The 12,925-nt window shown below is 59.0% G+C and carries 10 protein-coding genes; all 10 read right to left on the bottom strand.

Features of this window, described 5'->3' with window-relative positions; translation table 11 throughout:
• Nucleotides 1-10 precede the first annotated feature (10 nt).
• Nucleotides 11-1,441, bottom strand: a complete 1,431-nt coding sequence (locus tag ALFI_RS10140) for a calcineurin-like phosphoesterase C-terminal domain-containing protein (RefSeq protein ID WP_009596341.1) — start codon at nucleotides 1,439-1,441, stop codon at nucleotides 11-13.
• Between the two features lie 17 nt (nucleotides 1,442-1,458).
• A complete protein-coding gene (locus tag ALFI_RS10135) occupies nucleotides 1,459-2,622 on the bottom strand; it encodes a n-acyl-d-glucosamine 2-epimerase (protein WP_009596356.1) in 1,164 nt (387 codons plus the stop codon).
• Nucleotides 2,623-2,643: 21 nt separating this feature from the next.
• A complete protein-coding gene (locus ALFI_RS10130; protein ID WP_014775732.1) occupies nucleotides 2,644-4,038 on the bottom strand; it encodes a sugar porter family MFS transporter in 1,395 nt (464 codons plus the stop codon).
• Entirely contained in the window at nucleotides 4,035-5,072 is a 1,038-nt protein-coding gene (locus ALFI_RS10125) for a DUF4434 domain-containing protein (protein ID WP_014775731.1), read from the bottom strand. The genes ALFI_RS10130 and ALFI_RS10125 overlap by 4 nt, the downstream gene beginning before the upstream one ends.
• Before the next feature lie 6 nt (nucleotides 5,073-5,078).
• Nucleotides 5,079-6,014 (bottom strand): DUF4434 domain-containing protein, encoded by a 936-nt coding sequence (locus ALFI_RS10120; protein WP_009596508.1) that lies wholly within the window; start codon nucleotides 6,012-6,014, stop codon nucleotides 5,079-5,081.
• Between the two features lie 23 nt (nucleotides 6,015-6,037).
• A complete protein-coding gene (locus ALFI_RS10115) occupies nucleotides 6,038-7,438 on the bottom strand; it encodes a DUF5009 domain-containing protein (RefSeq protein ID WP_014775730.1) in 1,401 nt (466 codons plus the stop codon).
• A 12-nt stretch (nucleotides 7,439-7,450) separates the two neighbouring features.
• Complete coding sequence (locus tag ALFI_RS10110; RefSeq protein WP_009596485.1) at nucleotides 7,451-8,116, bottom strand: GDSL-type esterase/lipase family protein; 666 nt, start codon at nucleotides 8,114-8,116, stop codon at nucleotides 7,451-7,453.
• 2 nt (nucleotides 8,117-8,118) lie between these two features.
• Nucleotides 8,119-9,504 carry an alpha amylase family protein gene (locus ALFI_RS10105; RefSeq protein ID WP_014775729.1) on the bottom strand — a complete coding sequence of 462 codons (1,386 nt, stop codon included), beginning with the start codon at nucleotides 9,502-9,504 and terminating at the stop codon, nucleotides 8,119-8,121.
• Nucleotides 9,505-9,568: 64 nt separating this feature from the next.
• Nucleotides 9,569-11,230 (bottom strand): DUF5018 domain-containing protein, encoded by a 1,662-nt coding sequence (locus ALFI_RS10100; RefSeq protein ID WP_009596496.1) that lies wholly within the window; start codon nucleotides 11,228-11,230, stop codon nucleotides 9,569-9,571.
• A gap of 21 nt (nucleotides 11,231-11,251) precedes the next feature.
• Nucleotides 11,252-12,916, bottom strand: coding sequence for a RagB/SusD family nutrient uptake outer membrane protein (locus ALFI_RS10095; RefSeq protein ID WP_014775728.1), 1,665 nt, complete (start codon nucleotides 12,914-12,916; stop codon nucleotides 11,252-11,254).
• Nucleotides 12,917-12,925 lie beyond the last annotated feature (9 nt).

Genomic DNA, 12,925 nt, shown 5'->3' with positions numbered 1-12,925 from the left:
ATTCGGTCATTTATTTCAAATCGGCTGCGGCCCGGCTGATCCGCCCGAAGCGGTCTGTAGCCGACACCTCGACGCGCTTCGCCCCTTCGGGCAGCGCGACGCGGTAATAGTGGTCCGAAATCGAAGGGTAAATCCATTTGTGGTCCATCTGACTGGTGTCGGAGTACATCTGTTTCGCGGCGGGATCGTAAGCCTGAAACCGCTCGGCGGGACCGCACGGCACGCCGTCGATCGTAAACTGGACTTCCCACGCCGGGTCGCTGGCCCAGACGTTGGCCACGGCGTACCCTTCGAACTGGGGATATTCGCGACCGCTGTAAATTTTCATCTGGTAGTCGGCCGGATAACCCGTCGATTTGTAATACCAGTCGATCCGGTCGCCGTTCACCTCATAGACGCCGTACCCGGCGGGCGTACCGTCGGTGCAGAGCGGACCCTGCCACCATGCGCCGCTCAGGGCGGGTGTCACATGCTCGTAGAGGCCGGGCGCGATCGGCTGGTTGAAGGTCGTATGGGTATGGCCCGAAATGATATGCGCCCGGTAGGGTTTCAGAATTTCGTAAAGCCCCCTGTGGTTGGTCATCGTCGATCCGGCGCGGTCGTAGCGGAACTGCTTGCGGTCCTGCTCCTCGCAGGTCGAAGGGATATGCAGGCAGACGACCACCGTCGAACCGGGCTGCACGCGGGCAAGGTCCTTTTCGAGCCAGCGCATCTGCCGCTCTTCGAGATAGCCGATGTAAAAATAGTCGCGCCCGATGAAGAAGTTGTCGTCGAGCACCACATAGTGGATGCGTCCGACGTCGAACGAATAGTAGACCGGACCGTACATCTGCTCGAACTTCGAGAAGGAGGTTTCGTAAGAGCGTCCGTAGACCTTCATGTCGTGGTTGCCCATCGCGTTGCGGAACGTGATTCCCGTACGCTCCATCACTTCGTTGTACCGGCCGTAAAGCGAATGGTCGTGCGACACGATGTCGCCGCAGCAGATGCCGTGGAAAGGCATGCCGCCGTAACTGCGGACCGTAGCAGCGATGTCGTCGGCCGCCGCCGCGAGTTTCGCAAACTCCTTCGGCGCCCATATCTGCGGATCGGCAATGGCGATGAACCCGTAACGCGAATCGTCGCCCGCACGGCGGAGCAGCGTAAAATCGCAGGATTTGCCGTCGGCCGGCAGCGGGTGAAAATAGCGCACCACGCCCTTTTCCACCGGAGCGTCGTAGCCCGCAGGTACGCAAACGAAGACGAAGCGGTTGTCGGCGCCGGCCTGCAGTCTGTAATTTCCTCTTTTGTCGGTGCACGCGAACTCTTCGCCGTCGGAGACCCAGACGCCTTCCACGCCCCGGCCGCCGCAAAGGACGCGCCCCTTGACCGTGACGCTGCCCGCGGCCCATGCGCAGGCGCACCACAACGACAACAGAATTGTCAGTAAATATCTTTTCATCGTTCCGTATTTTAGTTCTATTTGCATTGTTCGAGAATCTGCCAGCACTGGAACAGCCCGCGCGGCACATGGAAACATCCCTTCCACTTCCCGCCCTTGAGCGGCAGCAGCACCTCGCCGCGGCGGTTCAGGTAACCGAACCATTCGGGATGCTCCGTGTCCTTGAAATGCGCCCACGTATATTCGTGCAGTTTCCCGAACCACTCCAGACACTCCTTCGATCCGGTCAGCTGATAGCCCTTGATCATCGCGATCGTCGATTCGATATGCACCCACCAGAGCTTCTGGTCCCATTCCAGCTCCACGCGGGGCGCGCCCTTGCGGTCCAGAAAATAAAAAATGCCGCCGTACTCCTTGTCCCAGCCGTATTCGGCGGTATTGAGCGCGATTTTCACCGCTTTGTCAATCAGCGCACGGTCGTCGAGACGCACGCCGAGGTTCATGATGAACCACATCGCTTCGAGCGAATGTCCGGGATTCATCTGACGGCCCTCGAACGTATCGGAAAGCCGTCCGTCCTCCGTGACGTTCTCGACGATCAGCCCCAGCTCTTCCCGGTAAAACACCTCCATCACTTCGTGCAGGCACTCCCCGATGGTGTCGGCCAACAGTTGTTTGTCGATCATCGGCTCGATCTCCAGCGCCATGTTGCAGAGGATCATCGGCAGGGCGAAGCTCTTGAGCGAACGCGTTCCGGGATAAGCCTTGCACCACTCGCCCTTGGGATTGGCGCGTTTCTCCAGAATCCGGTCGAAAGTCCGCTTTGCGATCAGGGCGTACTCGTCGCTGCCCGTCGCAACGGCGACCTGCGCAAAAGCCATCGCCGCGAACGTATAGGAGAAAATATTATAGGGCTGCACCAGCGGGCGGCCTTCGCGCGTCAGCGCAAAATACCAGTTGTAGTTGCCGTCGTGGCCGTATTTGCGCAGGAACTCAGCCCCCTGCACGGCGCATTCGAGCCATTCGGGGCGACGCTCCACCTTGTTATAGAGCATGGCGAACATCCACACTTCGCGCCCCTGCAGCCAGATGAATTTGTCGGTATCGTAGACGCTTCCGTCACGATCGAGACACGTAAAATAGCCGCCGAATTCCCTATCTTGCGATTTTTCGAGCCAGAAAGGCAGTACGCCATCCAGCAATTCGGTTTTGTACTGTTCCGCTAATCTTTTGAAGTCCATAATCTTATCTGATTTATATTGTTATCTTGTCCAGTATCGTTCGATCTCTTCGAGCGTGCGGCCCGACGTCTCCGGCACCGCCTTCCATATCAGCAGCATATAGGGCACGCACATCGCGGCAAAGAGGAAAAAGGTCCCCGCCGGCGTCAGGTTCGCGAGCATCCACGGCGTAAGCTGCCCGACCAGATAGGTCCCCACCCAAAGTGCGAAACCCGCGATCGACATCGCCGCGCCGCGCACACGAATCGGATACATCTCCGACAAAAGCACCCATACCACGGCGCAAACGGAGATGGCGCAGCAGAAAATATAGCACAGGAACGCCGCCAGCAGTACGCCGTCCGGCATCCCCGACCGCTCACCGGTCAGGAAACAGGTCCCGATAAGCAGCAGCGACAGCACCATACCCGACACACCCCAGTAAACCAGCTTCTTGCGCCCTACGCGGTCGATGATCGCCAGCGCCAGCACCGTCGTAAGCATATTGACCGCTCCGACCAGTATCTGGGCGAACAGCGAGTCGCTGCCCGACCATCCGGCCCGCTCGAAAATCGACGGCCCGTAGTAAAGCACGGCATTGACGCCCATGAACTGTCCGAGAATGGCGATCGCCGCACCGACGAGCACCGCCGTCCGGATGCCTTTCGACAGCAGGAGCCGCCACTGCGGGGCCTGCCCGCCGCCGACGGCCGTTTCGATGGCCGCAAGTTCGGCGGCGGCTTCCGCCCGGTCGCCGTTGATGCGGCCGAGCACACGCAGGGCGCGGTCCGTATGTCCGCGCAGCGCCAGCCAGCGCGGACTTTCGGGAATAAAGAAGATGATGACGAAGAAAACCAGCGCCGGAAGGGTTTCGGCTCCCAGCATGCCCCGCCACACTTCATCGACGAAGATCCGCTGCATCCACGCCGTTTCGAAACCGGCGGTCTGTCCCATGCGGAGCAGCAGGTAATTGACCGTATAGGCCGCCAGAAATCCCATCGTGACGGCCAGCTGGTAAAACGACACCAGCATGCCCCTACGGCGCGCCGCCGACACCTCGGAGATGTAAAGCGGCGAGACGACCGAAACGACGCCGATGCCCAGCCCGCCCACGATCCGGTAGACGACCAGTTGCGTGAAATCGGCGCAAAGGGCGCACCCCGCGGCCGACACCGTGAACAGCACGGCCGAGACGAGCATCGTCCGCCTGCGGCCCAGCCGGTCGCTCAGCACGCCCGCACAGAGTACGCCGGCGATCGAGCCGGCCAGCGCACACCCCACATACCACCCCTGCTGCAGGCTGTCCAGCCCGAAGCGGGCCGTCACCAGCTCGACGGTGCCGAAAATCACGGCCGTGTCGTACCCGAACAGGAGTCCGCCCACGGCCGCCGTGACCGCAAGAAAAAGCATGTAGGATATGTTGCCGCGCCGTTTCATGGAGTATATTTACCGTTTCCGGTAAGGGTTGTCGATTTTAAAATAATCGCAGTAGCGATCGTAAAGATGTCCCGCCGTGCGGCGTCCAGCTTCAGCAGCAGCTTCTCCCACTTGATCGGCAGGAAGCGGATCGGCATGTCGCGGTCGAACGACTCGATGTTGGTCCAGCACTCCATGCCGTACTTGTCGGCCAGCGCCTTGTTCACCACCAGATAGTCGTACAACTCGTGGTAATCGACCTGCCCGTCCTGAAACGCGAGGATGTCCACCGCTCCGGCGACATTGCCCAGTATCTCGTTCCACTCGCGGCGGTGCTCTTCGACCGAAAGGGCCTTGTCGCCCGCCATCACCTGATCGGTCTTGACGCCGTAGATGTAGGGTGAAATCATCGTTTTCAGACCGCCCGAAACCGCCTTGGCATGGCGGCCCACTTCCGCATAGATGCGCGACATGTTCTTGGTCCGGCGGCTGATCTCCTGCGACAGATACCACCCCTGAAACGACTCGTGGTGGCCGTATCTGGCCCACACCTCGTCGATCAGTTTCAGGTTCAGGTCTATCTCGCGCTGGAAGAGTCCCTCCTGCCAGTATTTGCCCGAATCGTACATGCCGAAATAGAACGCCATATCGTATTTGTCGGCCAGCGTAAGGAACATCTCCACCAGATCGACCGGGGGATAGTACACCTCTTCGCTTTCGAGCAGGCACTCGAACGGCGCGGCGATCCACCGTCCCAGCCCGGCGCGGATCAGCACCACGGTGTTGATCCCCATGTTTTTCATCGCCCGGAAATCGGCGTCCCACTCCCTGACGCCCCAGTTCTGGTGGGGAATGTCCCAGCTCACCTCGTCGAGGAACGTCGCACGAACGGGAATCGCTTGGAGAATGCCTTCTGTTCTGAAATCGTCGTCCGACAGGCCGCAGGCCGCGTCGCCGCCCGCCGCACCCTTCGGGGAGCAGGCCGCCAGCACGACTGCGATCAGCACGGCCAACGCCGCCGCCAAACCGCCCGGTTTAGGGTAATGTCCGTTCATCGGTCTCTATTCCAAGGTTTTCAGATACTCCATATAACGGTCGTACAGGTGCCCCGCCTGCAGGTAGGCCGACTGCGGACTCATGAAGTGCGAGAACTCGAACGTAATGGCGTTCTGGTAACCGGCCTGAGCCGCCAGCCCCATCTTGAGCCGCAGTTTCTCCCACTTGATCGGCAGGAACTTGATCGGCATGTCGCGGTCGAAGGTCTCGGAATTGGTCCAGCACTCCAGCCCGTAACGGTCGGCCAGTTTCTTGTTGACTTTCAGAAAATCGACCAGCTCGTCATACTCCACATGGCCGTCCTGAAAGGCGACGATATCCACGGCGCCCTTGATTCCGGCGAAGATGGCGTCCCACTCGCGTTCATGGCTTTCGAGCGTCACGACGTTCTGCTTCGAAGTCGAAGCATTGTACTGGCTGACGTTCTTGCTGCCGTCGATATAAGGGGAAATCATGGTCGGCAGACCGCCGGAAACCTCCTTGCAATAGCGTCCCAGACTCGCATACAGATCGACGATCTTGCCGGTATTGCGGCTGCATTCCTGCGAAATATACCAGCCCGCAAAGGATTTGTAATGTCCGTAACGGCTCCACACCTCGTCGATCACGCGTTTGTTCAGCGCAACCTCCTGTTCGTATTCGCCGCGGTCCCAGTACTTGCCCGAATCGTAGAGCCCGAACCAGAAGTTCATGCCCCACTTGTCGCTCAGGCGCAGGAACATATCGACCAGATCGACGGGCGGTTCGTAACACCCCTCCTCGGCCGTGAGCACCCGCGAGGGAAAAGTCTGCCAGCGGCGGTAGCCGCAGCGGATCAGGATCACGGTGTCGATGCCGGCTTCGCGCATGTAGCCGAAGTCACGGTCCCATTCGGCTTCGCCCCAGTTCTGATGGGGAATATCATGACTGATTTCGTCGAGAAAAGTTCCTTTTATTCGCATAACTCATTTATTTAAATTTCAAATCAGGTTCTCCAAAAAAGCCTGCGGTTCGTAAAAAAGACCGTAACGGCCATGACCGCGGCCGTGACCAGCACGCCCCGCACCACGCCCATCCACGGGCATAGCTCGGCAAAGGTCTGTAAATAAGGCGCCAGATGCAGCAGCGTCAGCAGGGGCATGATGAGGAATCCGGCCGCCGTATAGGCCACCATCGGATTCTGCCCGCATTTGACCAGCGCCGAGAAACGCACATTCAGCCGCCGCATCGCGATTCCGGCGGCGATCAGGACAAACGAAGCCAGCCCGGAGGTGACGAAAAAATAGCTGAACGTCGCGTAATCCTTCTTGATGCCCCCTTCGAACGCCTCCAGCGCCAGTCCCAGCATCAGCCAGAAAAATCCCCAGCCGAAAAGCGAACCATGCAGTCTTCCGGTCGCCGAGCCGTCCCCGCGCAGCAGACGCCGGAGCAGGAGACAGATCAGGACGCCCGCCGCGAGATTCACGACCAGCTGCCGCGCGAAAAGCCCCCACATATTCAGGCATATCAGCGTCACGAGCAGAACGAGTATCCAGACCTCCCGCCGCCGGGACGCCCCCGGCGCATCTTCGCCGCTCTGCGTCATCCATTCGTAGATACGGTCTCCCGCAATCGTGCCGGGAATGATGATACAAAGGTATTTCAGGTAGTCGAAGCGGAAAAGCCACGGCGCAGGCGACCAGTTCCACAACGCCTCGTTCCACGAACCTTCGACGCCGCTGCCCAGACGCAGTGCCGCCAGCAGCGCCAGCACACCCAACCGCGCCAGCAGGTTGTTCCGCGTGTAGAGCCACACCAGACTGCCGAACAGCGCCATATTCGCAAGGACCAGAATGATGACGTCGCTCCGCTCCGCCGAGACGGGCAGTCCCCAGATCCACCGGGCGGCCGCCAGCAGGGCGGCGATGCCGGCGACGCCGGCCAGACAGACCATGCGGTTCTGCCGGTCCGAAAGCCGGCCGAAGCGCATGAAAAGCGCACAGAAACAGCCCCAGCCCGCCAGTTGCAGCAGCGAGGAGCCCCATCCCGGCAGCGTTCCCGTCACTCCGGAACGCAGGTTGGCGAGCGCGATGGCGAAAAGCGCCAGCAACGCCCACCTGCGCGCCACGACCGTCAGGATCAGCGCCACCGATTCGCCCCGCTGTTCCAGCCGCCGGCGCAGGGCCAGCGGGAAAGCGGCACCCATCGAGAAGAGGAAAAACGGGAAGACCAGATCGACCCACGTAATTCCCGGCACCGACGGGTCGAAGCGGAACGACGGCGGCGGCACCTGCGCATGAAACAGCCACGCAGGAAGTTCGGCGTGCCACAGGATCTGCCCCGACAGCACCATTCCCACGATAGCCAGTCCCCGCAGCAAATCGACCGTATAAGCTCGTTTTTCCATCTGCACGTTACGTTATTTCAGGTATTTCTGTTTCTTGAGGTAATCGGTCCAGATCACATATCCCGCGGGATGGAGGTGGATTCCGTCCTTCGTCAGGTCGATGCGCAGCTCGCCGTCGGCATCGGAAAGCAGCGGCGCAAGATCGACGAACGTACACCACGGCTTGGCGTCGCACAACCGCACCAGCCGCGCATTGAGCGCCCGCACCTGCGGATTGTGCCCCTTGAGTCCGGGATATGCCAGCCGCCGGGTATTGACCGGCAGCACGCTCTGGATATAGAGCCGGCAGCCGGGAACGGCTTCGTGCACCATGTCCGCCATGCGGGTAATGTTCATCACGATCGTATCGACAGGCTGCCCGCCCGTCAGGTCGTTGATGCCCGCCATCAGGAAGATTTTGCGGGGCTTGCTTTTCAGGATGTCGGGCAGACGGTCGATCATGCCGAAAGTGTTGTCGCCGCCGATGCCGCGGTTCTCGACGTCGCCGCGTTTGAGCAGCAGGCTCCACCACCCCTGTTCGGTAATGCTGTTGCCGAGGAAGACGATCGCCCCCTGTTGCAGTCCCTCTTCGTCGTGGGCCGCACGGCGGGTATCGTAGTAGGCGTTATGGAATTTCTGCGCCGAAGCGCCGGACGCCGCGAAAAGGGCGGCCAGAAACAATATGACGATGCGTTTCATAATCAGTCTTTTTTAATTACGCCGTCGATACCGGTCTTGACATACGACCACTGATCGGCTTTTTTCAGGTGAATCATATCGAACAGGAAATAACCGTCGCAGGCGTTGATGCAGGCGGCGACCGAAGCGGTGATGGCCCGGTTCTCCTCCTCCTGCGGCACCTTGTCGTCGGCATCCCAGTTTCCCACGTCGGGACCGCCGGCCACCATCGGGCAGGCTCCCATCGTACGCTCTTTGGCCAGCAGGCAGAATCCCTGCATGGTCCATTCGGTCGTGCCGTAAACGCGCGTCGGGGAGGCGTAGGCGCCGATGAGCATCTGGTCCATCAGGTCGGCATAGCCGTAGTTCATGTATTTCTTGGTAGCCCACGAGAATTTGGACGAGGTGTCGTAATTGGGACTGGCCCAGTTGACACCCACGTCGTAATAGCTGGCATACCAGCCTCCGACGTATACGCCGAACTTGACCGACGGATTGACCGACTTGACGGCGGCGCGCGCCTTCTCCATAAAGTCGTGGATCACCTTCGCCCGGAATTCGAGCCACTGCTTCATATGCACGGGCACCGGCGAGGGTATGCCCGAAGTATGGCCGGCAGGCAGAATGTCGGCGGGGAAACCGGCAACCGACTGGCCGATATACTTCTCGAACTCCTTGCGCGTATAATTCGAGAAATCGCTGGTAAATCCGTCGAAGCGCCCCCTGTCGAGGAAGATTCCCGCCAGTCCGTCATAGGCCGCGAGGTCCCTGAGCATCGAACAGAGATACTCCTGCACTTCGGGCAATACCGGATTGAAGAACTTGGCGGACTGCGAGGTTGACATGATGTTCGTGATGCCGCCCGCCAGATTCAGATCGGTCGTCCACGCCCGCTTGGCCTCATCCCGGAAAACGACTCCGGCGCCGCCCAGCAAGGTCTGGTTGCCGCCCGTAAAGGTATTGATCGCGGCGTGAATGCGCAGGTCGAGCGACTTTCCGGCGTCGATAAACGCCTGCAGGTAGTCCCACGTGGCCGTGCGTTCGACCTTGGAATATCCGCCCGGCAGCCATGCGCCGAGCCATTCCACCTGATCGACCACCGACGTACGGAAAAGCACGTCGCCGGTAGTAGGCCGCACATCGACCACGATATCGGTGAATCCGGCCTCCTTGGCCTTGGTCAGATCGCGCAGTATATTCTCCTTGCTGTTGGCGAAATCGGGGAAGTTGGCCGCGGCATCGACCCAGATGAAGCGGGGTTTCTCCACTCCCGGTTGCGGATCGGGATCCGGGTCGGGATCGGGCCACTCCCATTCGGGCTCCTTCGAATCCGAGCCGCACGAAACAGCCCCGTATCCCAGCGTCAGCGCCACCAGAGCCGCCGCAAACCATTTAACATTCTTTTTCATCTTCAAAATTATGTTTGTTTTAGGACCTGCATCCCCGGTCAGAGGGATGCAGGCAAAAGGGGTGTTACTTGTCGATACAGTCGAACTCCCAAGCGACCAGCGCATTGGTATTGGCGTCCGTATAGTAGAGATTCATCTTGTATCCGTCGGCCGATGCCGTCATCAGCACGTCGCCGGCCGCATTGACCACCGCCCCGGCAGGCTTGTATTCGTTCGATACGAAGACCTTCGACGGCGACGTGTCGCACGCACCCGTCATCTGATCGGGCGTCGTCACATCGAACATGTAGGCCTTGAACTCTCCGTAGGTGAAATGCGCGCCCTCATAAATCGCCGCATATTTGGCGTTATTGAACGTACATACATCCACACAGTTGTAGTTGGAGTTGGCGCCCCATGTCGCAGTGGCGATCTTGTGGGTTACAGCGCCCGTCGCATCGACACGATACAGCGCATTGGCACTGTAGTAGGCAAGGAAGTAAGGATCGTCGGGATTGGCCGAATAAGCCTCCACGTCGGCGTGGCCGTTGCCGTTCCAGCCGGCGGTCGCCCCCGTAACCGAGATCATCTGCGGCTTGGCCGGCACGCCTCCGGTAATCACCCAGCGGAGGAACTTGCAAACGGCACCGTTCCACGTATAGATCACGGCCGTAACGATCGCATCGCCCTTCACGTTGCCCTGCACCGAAATGTGCTTGCCCATCGAAGCGCCCGTAGCGTTCGTATAGGAGAGCAGCTCGGCAGGCATTTCATCCGTCGATGCCGCCGCATAAACCTTGAATTCGGCATTGGGATTAGCCAAGTTCGCATAGAGGATGTTGCCCGCGTCGTCCGAGGTCATACCGCCGTCGGCCGCTACGCCCTTCATGTCGTGTGTACCCAAGAAATCACCTGTCGCGCGGTTGAACAGGAACTTGTCCGCACCGGTCGAAAGCACGAGCTTGTTGCCCGACGCCGCCAGCGAATAGATCTTACCGCCGGCATTGACGATTCCGAGTTTGTCGAGCGATACGTTCTGCCAAACCTCCGTCTCGCTGCCCGCACGCCAACCGTATTTGATCTTGGGCGGAATCTCCTTGCTCACGGAATAAACCCGCTTGGTCACGCCGTCATGCGCCGTAACCGTAAATTTCACGCCCTCGCCCTCGTAATTGGCCGCAACGGCGGGATCGGGCGAGATCGTGGCGTGGGGAGAAAGAATCACCTGCGCCGTCACCGACGAAAGGTCATCGACCGTAATGAGTGAAATCGTGTTACGGTCGTTATCGATCACACCCTGAATAGCCGGTTCGTCGGTGGCGAAAGAGATGATCTCGCATTTATCCGATTTCTTGATATTGCCCGTCACGCAGAAATTGCGCTTCGAACCGTCGACACGCGTCAGCGTAAACCAGTTTTCCTTCGTCAGATCCAATACCCCAAGCATCGGCGTGATGAAACAGTTGTCATCCAGATTAGCCGTGACGCGCATCTGGGTAATCGAAGTGGTATTCGACGAATTTTCGGGATAATAGTAAGGAACATCGATCACGATACGCTCCTGTCCCTCGGTCACCGCCGCGGTGAATTTTGCCAGCGGGTCGTTTTTATATTCCCCGGTAGCGAACTGCGCCGAGATGGTGTTCAGCCCCTGATCCACGACCGACGGGGTCAGCTCATCCGGCTCATGGCAGCCGCCTAAGCCGAGCAGAGCCGCCAATGCAAATAATTTAATGCTATTTTTCATGGTTTCGGTTTCTTTTAGAGATTATAACCACTCAGGGAACTGCTTGACGGCCGAATTGTTGCTCAGCTCGGTTTCAGGCAGCGGAATACGGTAAAGCTTCTCTTCGAAAAGGCGGTCCTTACGGTCGCAGTCGACGTAGGTATAAATAAACTCGGCACCCTGCTTTTCGATTTTGAGACCGTGTACGCGGCTGTTCTGACCGGAATAAGCCGTATGCGCGAGTTTCCAGCGGCGCATGTCCCAATAATGATGTCCTTCGCAGTAAAGTTCGATCTTCCGCTCCTGCCGGATCGCCGCCATCAGCGCCTCGCCGGACTTATTGGAGTAAGGCAGGCCTACGCGCTCCCGAATCTGGCGCAGGTCGTCGTTCGCACCGTCGGCGCCCAGCATGTAGCACGCCTCGGCGTGATTCAGAATGACTTCGGCCAGACGAATGGCGATCCAAGGCTGCGTACAGGCTTTCGAATAGTCGGTATAACCTTCGTTCAGCATTTTGCGCAGATAATAACCCGTGGTCGTACGGCCGTTGAGCGCCGAACCGTCGTCGTAAACGGCATAGCCGTCTTTACCGCTCACATAAGGTTCGAGAGCACGGCCTTTCCATTCGCACCCGTTGTAAAGCACGGAAGCATGGAAACGGGGTTCCAATTGGGCATAAGGCGGCGTATCGGTCGTACCGGTCGTCGTATTGTGCCACGGTGTCCAGTCGGGATAACCGCCCGTCGTCGCCAGTTCGTACGATTCGACCATCTCCTGCGTCGGAGTGGCCCGTCCGCCCATGGTCGTATTGTCGCCGCCCGGCATAAAGAGCTTGTCCCAGCTATGGTTCGGGCCGCCGACCAGATAGTTGTATTCCAGAATCGACTCCGTATTACCGTCGCGCATCGAGGTAAACGCCTTGGCGTAATCGGCGGCCGTTTTGCCCGGCATCAGCACATAACCGAGTTTGAATACCTCTTCGGCCGCGGTTTTGGCCGACTGCCAGCGTTTGGCATAGAGCATCGCGCGCGACAGCATCGCATACGCGGCACCGGAAGTAATGCGCCCCGCTTCGTTGTCCCATTTGGCCGGAAGGGTCTTGGCGGCATAGGAAAGGTCGCCTTCGACCATATTCCACCCCTCCTCCTCGGTCGAGAGGGCCTTATTCTCGGTAATCGCCAGCAAATCCTCGTTATAGAGAATCACCTCCGGAGTGCGCTTCAGCAACTGGAAATAGAGGAATCCGCGGAAGAACCGGGCCTCTGCCTCGAAACGCTTGTAAGTGTCGCCGTCGAAATTGCTTCCGTATTTTTTCAGTCCGTAAAGGAACTCGTTGACGCGACGGATACGAGTGTAGGTATCATCCCATGCTCCGAAATGGAAAGCGGCCGTCGATGCGGCAAGTCCGCCCTCGGCGAAAGCGATGATATTGGCAAACCCCACGTTCGTGCCCGGCGTGGCCGAACCGAACTTGAGCGTCTCGGTCAGGCCGTCCGTCAGGCCGACCTGACTGTCGCCGGTCTCAAACGCCCCGTACCGGGAGATGTAGGGATAAAACCCATTGACATACTGAGTCACATAATTGACGTCGCTCCATACGATCTTTTCCGACACCTTGTTGGTCGGACTCATGTCGAGCCAATCGTTACAGCCCGTCATGGCGACCGTAGCAGCCAGCAAAACGATATTTATGATTTTCTTTTTCATGATTTTGAA

Origin of the sequence: Alistipes finegoldii DSM 17242, from assembly GCF_000265365.1 — a bacterium.
Classification (GTDB): Bacteria; Bacteroidota; Bacteroidia; order Bacteroidales; family Rikenellaceae; genus Alistipes; species Alistipes finegoldii.
Note: the sequence above shows the minus strand (reverse complement) of the source record. Positions and strands in the feature narration are given on the sequence as shown.